The sequence below is a fragment of the Colwellia sp. BRX10-4 genome (assembly GCF_014077465.1).
Lineage (GTDB): Bacteria > Pseudomonadota > Gammaproteobacteria > Enterobacterales > Alteromonadaceae > Colwellia_A.
Genome location: NZ_JACGVZ010000042.1, coordinates 1 through 16,014, shown reverse-complemented (window position 1 = coordinate 16,014; position 16,014 = coordinate 1). Strand labels below are relative to the sequence as shown.

Genomic DNA, 16,014 nt, shown 5'->3' with positions numbered 1-16,014 from the left:
CAACCAACAACGAGCTAAGGGTAAGTCTCATCAATCAGCGGTAAGAGCTTTGGCTTTCAAGTGGGTGCGTATTGTATTTAGGTGTTGGAAAACGAAAGTACCTTATGATGAATCCAAATATTTAATAGCATTAAAGGAAAGAAACTCTCCTTTATTGGCTGCATAAAATACTTGTTGAATGCCTCAGGGCATGAAGCTGACATTAGGTTTATACCGGTTCTGGCAACTTGTGAGCCTAAAACTGTCACATATAATTTAAATATGTCTATTAATTTACACCTAAAACCTTATTCAATACTTTGCGTACAATTATCTACCCAGTCTCAAAAGCGGACATTAAAATCAACTAAGGCCCACATAAAATAGAGTATTAATTCTAAGGCGCTAACGCCCAAAGAGTGTTAGAGCGAACCGTCATTTTTGCCACAAATTCGCCCTGATTTTTCCTTGAATTCACCACAACCAATAATCTGCTTGGCCACCAATACAGACATTTTTTTCCTATTTTATAATGCATAATCTCTGTTATGTTACTGAGAAGTTTCAGTAACATGACCTGCAACGTAATTTATCCCAAAACTTACATTTATCTTGCTAAATATAATCATTTTTTAATTTTTTGTCTCAGTAGGATATTACTTAGACTTCTTAGTAATAGTTAAACACAACAGTTTTTGGTTAGTTTAACCGATCTGATTTGTTGAAATCGAGGATGTTGATCTATAATTAATTAAACATATGGAATGGTCATTACTGAGAAGTCTCTATAATAAGCCTATGTGTTATGGAAAGATCGATACTTCGAAAAAAGCATACCGTTATTAAAATAATCAGAATAAGTAACACGAGTAAAACAGGTATTAGGGAGAAATTAGCGTAATTCACAGGGGTGGAATATCTTTAAGATTAAAAACGATGCATATTAGATTTTATTCGCTATAGATTCAATTTTTATTGAAAATACCCACTGCTAATTTTATAAAAAACAACAATTAACTTGCTGATATTATAGAATAAGCGAAAATTGGATTCCTGCGAGTTGAGGACACAAGCAATTAAATTTCCGATAGATTACCTGAGTAATTGAGTACAAATATTCGTCACGCGTTACATTGTTTTTATTATTTATACGACATATACACCGTTCTACAAATATCAAAGGTTAGATATCGCTATAGACTACAAACTGGGCTATTACATTTAGAGTAGATAAATTATATCAATAACTTAACGTAACTAAATTTTGGGCTATTTAATGAATATAAATCCTTGGCGAAGCACTTCCGTGAGAACAGCATTGAAGGGCCTTTCTTTTATCGATGCTAAACGTATACACATCCACAGTTTACAAGAGGCCCATAATTTTCTCGCCTGTTATGGGTTTGATCTTAATGATCCTGCTGATGTTGCCGAACTTGAAGGCCTTAGGTTGGAGAGCATTGAATTTATACAGGAAGAACTGCTAATCAACGGGGAGTTGATACCTTTGCCATTGCAAGAAGAAAAAAGCATAAGCCAATATTTACTCTATGCATCAGGGCACGGACCTAGAGCGTTGGCGGCTTGGAGTGGTTCAATTTTACGGGTGATTCATACGTTTACCCACAGTCATTCATATTTTAATGATCTTTATCACGATACCATTAGAGAACAGATATTTGACAGCTTTAACGCACATATCCATAGGAACGGTGACTTGTGTGCGTTGGGAGAATTAAAACTTGAGAAATTTGAATTTCGTGCAGCAAAATCTAGGCGTTCAGTGGCAATGAAAATGATGCACAAAACGGAAAATGTCTCTACTGATATTTTCGACTGGATTGGAATTCGTTTTGTGACTAAATACAGATCGGACGTATTAGATGTATTAGCGTTTTTACGAGAAAATCACATTGTGACTTACGCAAACATCAAACCGTCAAAATCTCGAAACACCCTCTTTGATCTTGATTGGATCATTAAGTCTATGAACAAAGGTATACCCATTAAAGAAATACGTGCCCAAATGCAAACAATGGATTATCCATCCGTTGAAAAGCGTGTTGCAAACAATCCATTTAGCGAGCTTAGCTATCATTCGGTACAAATCACTTGCCGTCAGCGGATCAAAATTAAGCAACCAGATGGAACGATGTTACGCTTTTTTTTCCCGTTTGAATTGCAACTAATGGATCTAGACAGTTATATAAAATCACGTGAAGGTATCGCTTCTCATGACGAGTATAAAAAGCGTCAGAAGAAAGCTGTCAGACAACGGGTGTTGCCGTTTTTGTCATCTTCGTAATGTGCAATGCGGGCTTCTTGAAATATAGATTTAGCAAATATAGAAAAGGTCAGATACAAAGTATAACTCGCTACTGGTGCAGTTGGCACAGCAGAGCATTTATGTGAATTTACCCAACATGTGGGCTTTTAAACTATTCTCTTTTTTAACTTTTGCATTCGATTGATTTTCAATCTATATGAAGTATCGCCATTTGCTTATTAGCCCATAATAAAGAGGTAGAATTCACTTTAATTAAATCATCTTTGCTAATTTTTAAGGTTGTCGCCATTGTTAATGCTTCTTGCCAATCTCCATTTTCACTCACTATGGCTAATTGCAAGTACGCCCCAACGCTTCCTTCTTTCTTTAATATTGCTGATATAATGCTCTTCGATAGCGACAATTTTTTGAGTGCGAGTTCGATGGGTCCATTAAACATTGCTTCGAGTAAGGAAAGTAACCCTACTAAAAAAGCTTCTGCACATGCTTGCTCTGTTGCAGATTTATGCAAATCTAATGCAATGAGCGACTCACAAAACCTTCCTCTAAAAAGAGAAAGCCTGACTAATTCCTTTGATCAACCATGACTTAGTTGAGTTGTAAATAGAATTGAAATAAAGCGTTTTAATTCTACTAGACCTAACGTTATCACCGCCTGTTTTATAGTCGATACTTCTTCTCTACGTCTAAAAAATACTGTATTTGCGTAGCTCAATATTTTGTAGGTCAGATAAACATCACGTTGTACTATCTCTACAATTTTCAATAGCTCAAAATTACTAGAGGACGTTAAATATAATAATTCTGCAAGTGTCGTTTCTGCTGGAGACATAGCGCGAGACATTAATATTGCTGGTTTAGAAAAAAAGAGCCTTCAAAATAACTAAAGCCAACTTGTACCGCCACCGCATGATAAGCTTTGTCTTCAACACTTGTTGCTATTAACTTAATATCGGGATACATGCCTACACAATCGACAATTCGGAAAAAATCGTTACTGCTACTTATATCAACATGTAGTGCCATGTAAGCCACTGATGGATAAAATGATTTCCATGCTAATTCATCATTTAAATTGTCCAAACATATACGGTAACCTAAATCGTAGAGTGCTAATAATGCCGACAATTGATTTTGATCAGGTGATTGACTCACATCAACATTAATAACAAGGTGATCAGGATCCAAATTTTTTGGGATTAATGACTTGATTGCATTCGGCCCAAAGTCAACAAAAGCAAGCTTACCTGCTGTAAGCTCGAAAAAGCTCATCGCTATTTCGTTTGATTGATCATTTTCTTCAATAGAAAAACTCATTTTTAATAAGGTATTTTCAATATCATCTTGAAAACGTAAACGATAACCGATGATACTGGAATCAATTTTAAAAATAGGCTGCCTAGAGACGAAATATTCCATTCTATTTTACTTTCTGATTTATTTGCCAACGGTTTTCAGTTCTCTAAATGAACTATCGTCAGTACAACGTTCATTATGTTTTTTGCGTTGAACCAAGAACCTTATACACGACCAACAATATTTCTTCTTTGGTTGAAGGTTTTATGAGGTAACCTTTTAAGCCGAAACTTGCCCATTTTAGTATTAGTTCTTTATTTTTATTACCAGTGAGCGCAACAACTGGTATATCTCTACCTCCAGATATTTGATGAATTTTTTTTGTGGCTTTTAACCCATCCATATTGGGCATAAATAAGTCCATAATGATCAAATCAAAGTGGTGCTCTTTGATTTTTTGCAGGGCTTCAAGGCCATCTTGCGCTGTATCAACGTCTAAGTTTTCCTTCAACAATACGCTTACCAGCATATCTCGATACAAAGCGTTGTCTTCCACAACCAAAATTTTACTGCGCTTAACGTCTTTAATTTCCGGCGCAGTAATAATTGGATTAATCGTTTCGTCTTGCTCTCTTTTTTCAGAGGAGGATATTTCATCTTCTTGTTCAACAACTGAAATGTCTATATTTTCAAAGCTTTCACTTTGTTTTCGGTTTGGCGGAGAATTTTTTATCAAGCCGTCAGATTGAAGTGACTTAGTTTTCAGCGTAATTTGTTGCGTAACCAATTGACTTAATATTTGGTCTAAACTTAGTATAATTTCATTTTCTAACGTTGTCAGCAAGGGTTTAATATGTTCTTGATCTATTTTAGACATTATCTGCTGTGCCGATAATTCAGGCAATACGGGTATTTGTTGCAGCTCTTCGGTCACTTTAATGATATCTGCTTTGCTGCGATTAATTTTTTCTAATAAATTTTGTTTACAACGGCTAGCTTCATCAATTTGCAACGCTAATTCTTCGTCTATTTGTTCAAAAACTTCTTCATTGAATTCAGTAATATCACTATTAGATTGGGAAGCTTCCAAGCCATTGTGAACAATCATCAATAAACGAAATTTTTCATATAAAGGTTGATAGACAAAATAATCATCAAATAATTTTTTCATACAGCAACGAAAGGCAATATATGACTCTTTATTATTGCAAAGCAGAATACTATAGTGCGGGTAATCGAGTGTTCCTTTTTCAACTAAAACTGAATAGGATTCGATGGATTGTTCAACGTTAGACAGCGCAAACAAAATTACCGAAGGTTTAGTTTTGATGAGAAACCTTGCGGTGTCTCTATTTAGTGCAATGGTACGATATTCTGATATTTGAGCAGAAAGAATTCTTCCCGCGCCAAGCACGTCCTCTTCATTTTCAAAGATCATAACCACTTTAGGATGACGACTACCTAATGTTGCGGGTTTAGCTTTCATTGACAATGGCTCCATACACTTGTTTCAATGCGGCATTTATTGAAACAATTTTCTGTTTGCATTCTGCGATATTTTTATCTAATGCCATGCTTTCCAATGCTTCCAGTAGTGCCGCTGTTTGTTCGGCACCAACGGCTTTCGCAGATGTTTTTAAATAATGAGCTTCCTCTTTAATTGCAGTGAAATTATGACTGTTATACGATAAGGCGATTTTATTTATTGATCCTTTCGCTTGTTTCAAGAATTCTATCTCAAATTTTCTTGCCAGTGCCACATCATCCCCGATGAGATCGCGCATAACATTTCGATTTAATATTTGCCGTTGTGAATCAATCATTGTGATACCACTCCTTTAAAACTTCCCTTAAATCTTTAAGTTGAACGGGTTTACTAACAAAACTGTTCATACCTGCTTTATAACATTGTTCAGCGTCGCCAGTCATTGCCGCGCCTGTTACGGCAATAATAGGAATGTGGGCCAAATTATTCGAATCTTCTAACTTGCGAATTTCTTGTGTCATTTGATATCCATCCATTTTTGGCATATGACAATCGGTTAGAATCAGCTTATACTTACCTCGGTTGTTATTCCATTTCTCTATTCCTTGTTCTCCATCTTCTGCTAGGTCACATTCATACCCCAAATTACCCATCTGTCTTAGTATGATTTTTTGATTTAGTTCGTTATCTTCAACAATGAGAATGTCAGCATTAAGTGATTTTACTTGCTCCTTTTCAATACATCCTTCTAACTCTTCGAGGTTTATTTCGTCTAAGATGAGTTCATGACTCTTTTGCCAACTGTGGTTAATTGCCCCTATAAACTGAACTCGTGTAATGGGTTGGGTGCTTATAACACGCATCTTGGGAAAGGCTTTTCTAGATTCGGTTAAATGAATATCATCTATTGCAAGTATAATTTTGTTCATTTTAGAAAGCAAAGTAAGCAATAACTCAGTATTTTTTCTTCCTACAGCAAGGTCACCAACAAAGATTAAGACCACATCAAAATCTGTAGAAAAATCGAAATTGAGATTACAGGCAACAAAAGTAACCTCAGCCCCTTCGTCAACGAGGTAGTGAGATAAATTTTCTTTTCGATTGCTATCAACTTCGCTGACATCTACAAAAGCAACGCTAACTGATGATAACGTCTCAACAGCTAAGGCTTTGGTTTCTTGAGATAACCAAAACGGCAATTCGACACAAAAAGACGAGCCTATTCCTTTTTCACTGGTCAAGTTAATGCAACCGCCCATCATTTCGGTCAATTGGCCACAAATGGCTAAACCTAGCCCCGTGCCGCCGTACTTTCTTGTGGTAGAGCGCTCGGCCTGACTAAATGGCATAAAAAGCTTCTGCTGAGTCGCTCGCTCGATACCGATGCCGTTGTCAACTATATTAAAGGTTATAGTACTGATATATTTATTACTTTCTTTGACTTCTGCAAGTAATTTAATACAACCCCTTTTTTCGTTCGACGTTGACGTGAATTTTATCGCATTACCAACCAAATTAAACAATATTTGCCGCACACGCATTGCGTCACCAAGAACAAATGTTGGAATATTGGGGTCTTCATAAACTTCAAAAACGATATCTTTCTTTTTAACTGTAGGAATAAAAACGTTAACCACATTGTCGATAACCTCTGAGATAGTAAACGCACGTTCTTCTATTTCTAGTTTACCTGCTTCAATCTTGCTGATATCAAGAATGTCATTAAGAATGTGGACTAAATTCACTGCCGATGTTTTGGCCGTATCAATGAGATCCATCGATTCTTCAGTTTGCTTAGTTGTGGTGAGCAAATCAAGTGAACCGATAACACCATTCATTGGTGTTCTTAGTTCATGACTCATCATCGATAAAAAGTCTGTTTTAATTTTACTCGCTTGCTCAGCATGCTCTTTAGACAAAACCAACTCTTTGGTTCGTTGCTCTACTCGCTCCTCCAATTCACTATTAAGTTGTTTCAACTTTTGTTGGGTTTGATGAAAAGCTGATTGGTCAATGCAGATACCATCGATACGATGATACTTTCCAAATGTTTTTTCCCCCATTTGTCCAGTACCGATTAGATATCGGATTGCTCCACCGGGCATTACCGTTCTATATTTCTGGTTAAACAACTTCCCCGTAGACAACGACTCTTCAATAGCGTGGTTCATGCCTTTTAGGTCTTTTGGATGTATTTTGTCAAGCCATTTGTCAAACTTACCTATGTCTTTAGATTTTAAACCTAACATTTCATTGGTTAACCGATCCCAACTCCATACCCACTCGTTGTCTGTATTTAGCTCGGCATACCAAGTGCCTATTCTACCCGCCTCCAGGGCAATTTTTTTGTGAGTGATATCACGTAAAAAAGCATTGAAATAAGTATCACCGTTATCCTTCTCTACAACAATCATCAGCTCTATAGGTAACATGTCGCCACCTCGCTTAAGTGCTTGAAATTCGATTGTTTTGTTTAATATATGTTCTTCTCCTGAAGCTAAAAAACGTTTCAAGCCTTCTCTATGTTGTTGCCTTTTATCCTGTGGTATTATTATCTCATTTAAGGAATGACCCAAAACATCTTCTTTTTTCCAGCCAAATATCATTTCCGCCTGAGGGTTCCATTCTCTAATTAGATCATCAACATCAATTTGGATAAACGCATCGAATACGGTCTCGATAATACGTTTTGCTTGTAGCTCTCGACGAAGTGCCAGTTGCTCTGCTTTTTTTTGAACCGTGAGATCCCTTTCATTTACGATGAAACCAGCAATTTCGTTGTCAGCATCAAGATATGGATAATAATGTATATCGATGTATTGTGCCTTAGCATTCGGGGAATCAAACCACGCCTGATAATTTACGTTTTCACCTGTTAAACAACGTTCTGCGTTGACTTTTATTTTTTCATTAAAAACTTGCTCACCAAAAACCTCAGCAACGGTATGTCCAATAAGCTCATCTAACGTTTTATTAAATCTTTTCAGATAGGCAGGATTAGCAGTAATGTAAATATAATCCTTATCCATCATTGCCAACATATCGGAGGAAGTCGAAACAATATACTTGAACTGATTTAGTGCCCGTTCAGCCTGCTTCCGGTCCAAGATATGATCCCATTCACGCAAGACCCGTTCTGCCATATGCGGCATTTCGGCAAACATTGAATCACTTTTAATAACGTAATCCAATGCACCAGCCTTCATGGCATTTACGGCCATTTTTTCATTGCCATTCGATGTCATCATTATAATGGGAAATGTCCGGCTCTCTACTGAACCAGGCAGTAACTCTAATCCTTCACCGTCTGGCAATCTATTATCAAGCAGCATTAAATCCGGTAGTTGATGTGCCAGTATTGATTTTGCGTCACTCAGTGTTTTAGCATGGGTTATCTGCCAAGATAAATCGCTATTTTTAAGGGTACTGGTAATTAAAGCCGCATGGTGTGTATTATCTTCAACCAATAGAATATTTAACGCTTTACCTTTCATAATATCTCCTTTTGTTAAGGCAAAGTGAAACAGAATGTAGCCCCAACTTCGCCATCAGATACCCCATATAAAAACGCCATGTTCTCAATAATGCGTTTTACTAACGCTAGTTCCATACCTGTTCCTTACATATCTGGATTAACTCGTTCAAATATTCAAAAGCTTAATCCGGATAACATTTGGCAATTCAATATCCTATCGTTCTTTATAGTATAGATGACTTTATTACCTTTTGTATTAGCAGTAAATTCAATGTGATTTCCCTGATTAATGTTGTTTCGCTTCTTGACGATAACGCTTAAATTATTTGGCCCATACTTTATTTTTTCATAAATATTAGCCAATACTTTTAATATTCTGAAGTATTCAGATATTTGTGTTCTCTGTATTGTTAATTATGGTAAGGATCAACTTATTTTTAAAAAAGATGAAATTAGATAATTTACTCGCCTTATCAGCATATCAGTTATCACTCAATGAAGAAAAACACCAAGAAGTTGAGCAGTGTTCGTAATTAGAGCCATTACTATCAGCTATGATTAGACTCTTCTGGATAAGCTCAAAACATTGAAAATGAATAGTAGCTTTCATGGCTTTATCGTCTTGGGTTTATGACACCCCACCAGAAATATAATAAATTGAAAAATGTGGCTTAAAATCTTTTCAGTTTTAATTGACCATTACAATTAGGTTTTTTATCGATAACTCTCGTATAAAGTGAAAGTTTTATTTAGTACTTTTCGCATAAATCAAACTACACTGATTATTAGTTGTAGGGACTATGAGGAGAATGACATCGAAATTTATACAGCTAGACAACCCATTCTTAATAGGAAAAAAAAAGTCGTTGCTTATGAGTTATTATTTAGAGATAGCCAAAAAAATTGTTTTCCCACTGATGTTACTCCGGACATTGCCACTGCAAAATTATTAATTAACAGTTATCTCAGTATCGGCCTTGATGAAATGACAGAAGGAAAACCCGCATTAATCAACTTTCCAATGGCCATGCTTTCCGACCATTTGGTGAATTTGGCTCCATATAAAAATATTATTGTTGAAATACTAGAAACTGTTGAACCAAGTGATGAAAATTTTGACGTATTGGCTAAACTTTTCCATCAAGGCTATACGTTGGCACTCGATGATTTTATTTATAGTACGGCATGGGATCGGTTTTTACCCTTTATTAAGCTGATAAAAATTGACATTGTTGAAACACCGCTTTCGTCCATTGCTCATTTGTTACCTCACTTTCGAGAATACAAAATTAAGTTACTCGCAGAAAAAGTAGAAACGCATGAAGAATTTATGCAGGCTAAGGAGCTTGGCTTTGAATATTTTCAAGGGTATTTTTTTTATAAACCAGAAATACTCATTGGCGTTGAAATTGAATCATCGCATCCTTTTTTAATGTCAATTTATCATGAGGTGATGAAAAACGGTTATAGCTACAGAAAATTAGAAGGTTATTTTGAGCATGACATGGATTTAACCTACAAATTATTACGCTTTGTTAACTCTGTTTTTTTCGGTCATACCCACGAGATCAAATCTATCAAGCAAGCGATTGCTTATTTAGGAGAAGTTCAACTACGTAAATTTATATGCCTGATAGTTATGGTAGAACTCAACCCACAAAAACCGACAGTACTTATTCAAAATACTATTCTAAGAGCCAGGCTTTGTGAGCAGTTTGCTAAAATAATGGGGTTAAAGCAACTCACTAAGTATGCATTTTTAACAGGATTATTTTCTACCCTTGATGCGATCCTAGATAGACCAATGGAGAAGATTTTGTCGTCGATGCCACTTGCTGAAGAGATAAATATTGCCTTAATCGAGCAAACAGGTAGTTTGGCTGAGTGTCTCGCATTTGTCGTTGCTTATACCGAAGGAGACTGGGATACCATTAACATTTTCATTGATATATACGATATAGACCCTGCCAATTTAATATCAACTTGTAATAAGGCCTATCAATGGTTGTCAGCCTACAAAATATCATAAAATATTCATTAGAAAATATCTGGCAAAAAAATTAATGCTCAAGTCAGTAATGCGTAAAACAAGGTCATTAACGTAAGGATTTAACACATACGATTATAGTTCTAATTGGGTACTTGTTGGGTTTGAACCTTTTGTCTATCCTTGAAAACTTACCATTGGGCCGAATAACACTTAAACTCTTCGCTATCTTACTTATCAATAATCTAGAAAGCTCAGCACCCGCTAATTCAACATAAATCTGACTACGTTATCTTTATGTTGATTAATAGCAAAGTAACATTGATTTTATATTCATAACGCCTTTTTTTTATTAAATAATGTTAGTTCCATTTTTGGATCAAAATCAGCGACAGAAGCTAGACTTTTCGTTAGATACTTTGCATGTAAATCTTGTAAAACACCTTCTACTGAAAGACTCGAATAATTCTCAATATTAAATCGGGTTTTAGTTCATTATAATCTTCTTCAGCACCCCAACGTTGGTGGTATAAATCAGTAACGTTGGATGTAGGATAAGCTTGTTGATCTGTTAATGACGAGACTAAACCTATACTTGGCCTGATGGAAGATCAACGTATACGAGTCTTAAATTAAGTGATTCGGTTGATATATTATCTTTTGTACAACGACGAAGAGACTTTTCTATTAAAGGAGAATGAACAACATCGCTATATTTCCCACTTTCTATAAAAGCTTTAACTACAGTATAACTTTTGACTATTTGCATACAAAAATCGATATTTTTTAGCCTCTGTTATTTATAAAACCAAACAGCGGGATAGCCTCGGTCATAAACTACTATACCCACCGAGTTGTTTATTAGTTAATGGTTAAGAACCATAACACTCCGGATAAATCTTTTTATTTAGCCCATACAACTATCGAAGTTGAATTTCTAGATGGGTCTTGAATAAATATCAATGCCTGATAATTAATCAGTCAAAACAAATCTCAATAAAAGCTTTTCCTGAGTCAGAGCCAAATGGGATAATAATGACATGCCCTTCATGTATATGATCAATGGTATGGTTTGTTCCAGATACGACCATAGGAGTGGCCATATCAAATTCATAGCCTTTCTTACTCAATTCTAGTTTTGCTCCTCCACTTACCATATTGGTGATTTCGCCGACCATATCGGTAATTTCTTCATCTATTTCTTCGAGTTTCTCACCTACCATGCGCTGCATGATGCGAAGTGCTAGTGATTTTTCGAATGTAATAGATAAAGACCCTTTAGTTTTCGATCCCACCATACCAATTAACCCCGAAACATCCCCCATTGCAACATCATTTTTTTTTATTCTGGGCTTTTCATAGGTTAATTCTGTGTGCCCCATCACATCAATAACTTTTATTAGTGCATTTATAAACGGATTAATAAATTCAACATTCATTGTTATGTCATCCTCACTGTTAGAATACTAAGTGGAACTTTATAAAATTGAAGCCTTCACAGATAAACTATAGTACATAAAACGAAAAATGAGTGTTTCTTTGAAGTGGTCCTAATACAACTTTGTGACTGGTGGCCTTGTTAAGAAACGAAAGGATAAATAAAGGTCAACAGATAAGGTCAAAGGGGCTATTTAAGCCCGTGGCAGGCATATTTGTCATGCGACACTCATGGCAATAGCTTTTGTAGATTTGGTAGCCGTCAAAAGACAAGTTTAGCAGGGCACTGAAAAGGGCGCCGCTTTTGAGGGCACCTAAGCACACATGTTCATTCACTGAGTGTTTTGCTAACATTAAAAACATCCCCGCTGCATGCACTACGTGCATCTTAGAGCGGTATTTTTTGCCATACATAGGCAAGCTTAGTTAACGATAAGATATCTATAACTGTGTTCATTGAAACTACTTAATTTTATCGATACTGATAGCTACATGAAAAATATTACAGTGTTAACACAGCAAAACCATGTTACTACCCCGTCACAAAAAATCCCAAGGTAAACGTGAAAGTGATCGCATTAAAGCCGCTTAACTGCCTAATGAAGGTTGGTCAACACTGATGATTGCTCTAGCATTACGCGTGCATGAAACCAGTTTGGTGCGCTTTATAGATGATTACCTCTACAGTGAAAAATTAACGATAGAAAGTGGCTGCTCACAAAGTCATCTAACCGATGAACAAACACAGGGAATTATTCAGCATTTATGTGACCTTGCTTATCTTCACGCACATCAAGTAGTCACTTATATTAAAGAAAAATATGCCGTCACTTATCAAATATCAGGATTTAATAAGTGGTTACACCAACATAATTTCAGTTATAAAAACCTAAAGGTATGTCTCATAAATTTAATGAAGACAAGCGAGCAGAAATCATAAGGTAATCATTAATGCTTACCGCGCGAACGGTTTAGTTTTCCCTCTAATGACCTGTCGTTAGAAAATTATCTATAAACATATCCTATTCGCACAAAGTTTTCATAATTTCTATGCCGCTTCGTGCCCCGAAGCGCCACAGAATTTAATACCTAAAATCATATTAATCTATTGTCCACTTTGGTGTATTCTAATCAAATTATAATTTTGACTTTATAGATTCCTGATGAAATTTAGAACAATTCTATTATCTAACGCAGGGCTAATTTTCATCGGTTCAAATGTCGCTAGATAACCCACGGCTAACGTCCGGTTTCGTATCAGAGAAGACCATTTTAGTCCTGATTTAGGGGGTTAGAAAAGGTCTCGAATATGACCTTTAGCTGACTGTAAAAAAAGCTAACACTATCAAGTAATTATTTCCGCTTAGCGCACAAAGTGATCGTTAATACTTTTCAGTCTCGACAACTTCTCAGCGAGCATCAACCCGTTGACTAAAGATTGATTTGGTTCGAAAATATCATCTACTAAAGGTGTTGATTCTAATGGTCCTACTTGTCGAGATAACCTCATTTGTAATGTCTATTCACATTGCGTTTTCTAGTAATCGCTAAATAAATAAAGAGCGACGACTATTATTCGTAGTTTAACAAGTTCGTGTGCCAATCAAAATATAAGCTCAACAGATAGTCGTTCTAATGTATCCCATCTAATGATAAAAAGTAAAATAGCAACAGCCACGGTAACTTCAGAAATACCATAGCTATAATACTTATCGATGACATGCAGTTGCCGTAATGAAGATAAAGGGTTATCGCTATTTGAAGGTCTTTAGAAGTCTTTAGAAGTCTTTAGAAGTCTTTTAAAATGATAAAACCTTTTACAGAAAACTGTAAAAGGTTTTTATTGGTAGTTATCTTAACAGTCAGTGTTTATAAAAATGACAACAACTCTTCGTCTAACTGCATTAACGTTTTAGGGTCTGCCATCATGGTGATTGATAACGATTTAGTTCTTGGCAACATGCGCTCAAAGTAAAACTCTGCGGTTTTAATTTTTGCACGGTAGAAGTCTCTGTTTTCAACATCGGTTGCTAATTTTTCATAAGCCGCCTGCGCCATTTGTGCCCAGAAATAAGCCATAACGATGTAACCAGAATACATTAAATAGTCAACCGAAGCAGATCCGACCACATCGCGGTTTTTCTTTGCTTTTAATGACAAACTTAACGTATTTTTCTGCCAGCCGGCAACAGCTTTGCTCAATGGCCAAATAAATTGATTCATCTGACGTTTATGAGGGTTATTTGAAATCATACTTTTGTCTTTACAAAAGCTTAAGACTTCCATGGTAAAGTGTTTTAAATACTTACCACGATTTAATAAGATTTTACGTCCTAATAAATCAAGTGCTTGGATACCCGTCGTTCCTTCATACAAAGTAGCTATACGTGTATCACGAACAATTTGCTCCATACCCCACTCTTTGATGAAGCCATGACCACCAAATATCTGTAAGCCATGATTTGCACTTTCTGAACCTAGTTCAGTGAGGAATGCTTTTAAAATCGGCGTAATAAAACCTAAACGGTTATCAGCTTTACGGCGTTGCTTATCATCTTTCAACATTTGGATGTCATCAACTATCTTCGCCGTATAATAAATCATAGCACGGCCACCTTCAGTGATCGCTTTTTGCGTCATTAGCATTTTACGAACATCAGGGTGAACAATAATTGGGTCAGCAACTAATTCAGGTTTTTTAGCACCGGTAAGTGAACGCATCGACAATCGTTCTTTTGCGTAAATTAATGAGTTTTGATAAGCAAGTTCTGAAGCACAGATACCTTGTAAGGCTGTACCAACACGTGCGGTATTCATAAAGGTGAACATACATTCTAAACCTTTATTTTCTTTACCGATAAGTACGCCTTTTGCACCATCAAAATTTAACACAGCGGTAGCTGAACCTTTGATACCCATTTTATCTTCAATAGAGCCACAAACAACATTGTTACTTTCGCCAATATTACCTTGTTCATCAACTTGCATCTTAGGAACAATAAATAATGAGATACCACGCGTACCTTTTGGCGCATTGGGTAATCTTGCTAAAACGATATGAACTATGTTTTCAGTTAAGTCATGCTCACCAGCTGAAATAAATATTTTAGTACCACTAATACTAAATGTGCCATCATCGTTTAACTCAGCTTTTGTTTTAACTTGACCTAAATCTGTACCACATTGTGGTTCAGTTAAACACATAGTGCCGGTCCAAGTACCTTCGGTAAGCTTAGTTAAGTAAAGCTGCTTCTGTTCTTCAGTACCGTGTAACTGTACCGTATCCATAGCACCGTGGCTTAGACCAGGATACATAGCCCACGACCAGTTTGCCGTACCCATCATCTCTGACTTTACCATGCCTAGCGAAGCAGGAAGCCCTTGGCCACCATGTTCAACAGGGTGGGACAAACTCTGCCATCCACCGTCAACGTATTTCTGATAAGCTTCTTTAAAGCCTGTAGGCGTGGTTACTTTACCATTATCAAAAGTACAACCTTCTTTATCGCCACTTTGGTTTATTGGTAATAATTCATTTTCACAGAATTTTGCACACTCTTGGAATATCGCATCAACCAAGTCAGGTGTCGCTTCTTCAAATTCTGGATACTGCTTATAATGGTCATAATAATTAAAGACATCTTCAAATAAAAATTTCATGTCTGTGATCGGTGCTTTATAACTGAGCATGTATCTCTCCAGTGCTTTTTAAACTATTTATTTAACTTCTTTCGAATATAGCAGAAAAACAACTGGTCATACCACTGTTTTTTACTAATAAATATTTATATATTTATAAATAGAACTTAAGTGTAGAAGACAACTGTATTTATTAAAGAGAATAAGCGTGTAAAATTTTAATTAAGAATAAAAATTTTAGCTTTGCTGTATAAGGAATAAATAGCATATTAACAATAATATTAGCTCTGTGGAATGTAGTCGAAGCCGTGATAACAACAATCGCAGCAAACGTCTGCTTCGCGTATAGAAAGCGAATTAAACTAAAATGTTATAATTTTTGTTGTTTATTTTATAGAATTTGAGGTCTTGAGGTCTTGAGGTCTTGA

The 16,014-nt window shown here is 36.0% G+C and carries 12 protein-coding genes and 1 pseudogene; 4 read left to right on the top strand and 9 right to left on the bottom strand.

What is annotated here, in order from left to right:
• Positions 1-166: pseudogene (locus H4J67_RS18915) on the top strand (IS110 family transposase); the annotation flags it as partial.
• 1,089 nt (positions 167-1,255) lie between these two features.
• A complete protein-coding gene (locus tag H4J67_RS18910) occupies positions 1,256-2,284 on the top strand; it encodes a TIGR04552 family protein (RefSeq protein WP_182173032.1) in 1,029 nt (342 codons plus the stop codon).
• A gap of 169 nt (positions 2,285-2,453) precedes the next feature.
• Here the strand turns inward: H4J67_RS18910 and H4J67_RS18905 are convergent, their stop codons facing one another.
• From H4J67_RS18905 to H4J67_RS20920, 7 genes are all read right to left on the bottom strand, one after another.
• Positions 2,454-2,777, bottom strand: coding sequence for a hypothetical protein (locus tag H4J67_RS18905; protein ID WP_182173029.1), 324 nt, complete (start codon positions 2,775-2,777; stop codon positions 2,454-2,456).
• 66 nt (positions 2,778-2,843) lie between these two features.
• On the bottom strand, positions 2,844-3,110 hold the full coding sequence (locus tag H4J67_RS18900) for an HDOD domain-containing protein (protein WP_182173026.1): 267 nt from the start codon (positions 3,108-3,110) through the stop codon (positions 2,844-2,846).
• Complete coding sequence (locus H4J67_RS18895) at positions 3,110-3,685, bottom strand: hypothetical protein (RefSeq protein WP_182173023.1); 576 nt, start codon at positions 3,683-3,685, stop codon at positions 3,110-3,112. The genes H4J67_RS18900 and H4J67_RS18895 overlap by 1 nt, the downstream gene beginning before the upstream one ends.
• A 73-nt stretch (positions 3,686-3,758) precedes the next feature.
• Positions 3,759-5,048, bottom strand: a complete 1,290-nt coding sequence (locus tag H4J67_RS18890) for a response regulator (RefSeq protein WP_259368688.1) — start codon at positions 5,046-5,048, stop codon at positions 3,759-3,761.
• Positions 5,038-5,385 carry an Hpt domain-containing protein gene (locus H4J67_RS18885; protein ID WP_182173020.1) on the bottom strand — a complete coding sequence of 116 codons (348 nt, stop codon included), beginning with the start codon at positions 5,383-5,385 and terminating at the stop codon, positions 5,038-5,040. The genes H4J67_RS18890 and H4J67_RS18885 overlap by 11 nt, the downstream gene beginning before the upstream one ends.
• The gene (locus H4J67_RS18880) at positions 5,378-8,542 is read right to left on the bottom strand and encodes a response regulator (RefSeq protein ID WP_182204682.1); all 3,165 of its coding nucleotides are present in this window, start codon (positions 8,540-8,542) and stop codon (positions 5,378-5,380) included. The genes H4J67_RS18885 and H4J67_RS18880 overlap by 8 nt, the downstream gene beginning before the upstream one ends.
• Positions 8,543-8,556: 14 nt before the next feature.
• Complete coding sequence (locus H4J67_RS20920; protein ID WP_182173014.1) at positions 8,557-8,658, bottom strand: HAMP domain-containing histidine kinase; 102 nt, start codon at positions 8,656-8,658, stop codon at positions 8,557-8,559.
• A gap of 601 nt (positions 8,659-9,259) precedes the next feature.
• Here H4J67_RS20920 and H4J67_RS18870 point away from each other — a divergent pair.
• Entirely contained in the window at positions 9,260-10,552 is a 1,293-nt protein-coding gene (locus H4J67_RS18870) for an HDOD domain-containing protein (protein WP_310650639.1), read from the top strand.
• Between the two features lie 935 nt (positions 10,553-11,487).
• Here H4J67_RS18870 and H4J67_RS18865 read toward each other — a convergent pair.
• Positions 11,488-11,949 carry a chemotaxis protein CheX gene (locus tag H4J67_RS18865; RefSeq protein WP_182204680.1) on the bottom strand — a complete coding sequence of 154 codons (462 nt, stop codon included), beginning with the start codon at positions 11,947-11,949 and terminating at the stop codon, positions 11,488-11,490.
• A gap of 617 nt (positions 11,950-12,566) precedes the next feature.
• Between H4J67_RS18865 and H4J67_RS18860 the strand changes: the two genes are divergently transcribed.
• The gene (locus H4J67_RS18860) at positions 12,567-12,887 is read left to right on the top strand and encodes a winged helix-turn-helix domain-containing protein (RefSeq protein WP_182173008.1); all 321 of its coding nucleotides are present in this window, start codon (positions 12,567-12,569) and stop codon (positions 12,885-12,887) included.
• 929 nt (positions 12,888-13,816) lie between these two features.
• On the opposite strand, the gene H4J67_RS18855 is transcribed toward H4J67_RS18860, so the two are convergent.
• Positions 13,817-15,637, bottom strand: coding sequence for an acyl-CoA dehydrogenase C-terminal domain-containing protein (locus tag H4J67_RS18855; RefSeq protein WP_182204679.1), 1,821 nt, complete (start codon positions 15,635-15,637; stop codon positions 13,817-13,819).
• Positions 15,638-16,014: the final 377 nt, after the last annotated feature.

Excerpts from the sequence above, each read along its gene's own strand:
- H4J67_RS18895 (WP_182173023.1), bottom strand. The coding sequence starts at position 3,685 with ATGGAATATTTCGTCTCTAGGCAGCCTATTTTTAAAATTGATTCCAGT.
- H4J67_RS18860 (WP_182173008.1), top strand. The coding sequence starts at position 12,567 with ATGATTGCTCTAGCATTACGCGTGCATGAAACCAGTTTGGTGCGCTTT.
- H4J67_RS20920 (WP_182173014.1), bottom strand. The coding sequence starts at position 8,658 with ATGGAACTAGCGTTAGTAAAACGCATTATTGAGAACATGGCGTTTTTA.
- H4J67_RS18890 (WP_259368688.1), bottom strand. The coding sequence starts at position 5,048 with ATGAAAGCTAAACCCGCAACATTAGGTAGTCGTCATCCTAAAGTGGTT.
- H4J67_RS18900 (WP_182173026.1), bottom strand. The coding sequence starts at position 3,110 with ATGTCTCGCGCTATGTCTCCAGCAGAAACGACACTTGCAGAATTATTA.
- H4J67_RS18880 (WP_182204682.1), bottom strand. The coding sequence starts at position 8,542 with ATGAAAGGTAAAGCGTTAAATATTCTATTGGTTGAAGATAATACACAC.
- H4J67_RS18865 (WP_182204680.1), bottom strand. The coding sequence starts at position 11,949 with ATGAATGTTGAATTTATTAATCCGTTTATAAATGCACTAATAAAAGTT.
- H4J67_RS18910 (WP_182173032.1), top strand. The coding sequence starts at position 1,256 with ATGAATATAAATCCTTGGCGAAGCACTTCCGTGAGAACAGCATTGAAG.
- H4J67_RS18855 (WP_182204679.1), bottom strand. The coding sequence starts at position 15,637 with ATGCTCAGTTATAAAGCACCGATCACAGACATGAAATTTTTATTTGAA.
- H4J67_RS18885 (WP_182173020.1), bottom strand. The coding sequence starts at position 5,385 with ATGATTGATTCACAACGGCAAATATTAAATCGAAATGTTATGCGCGAT.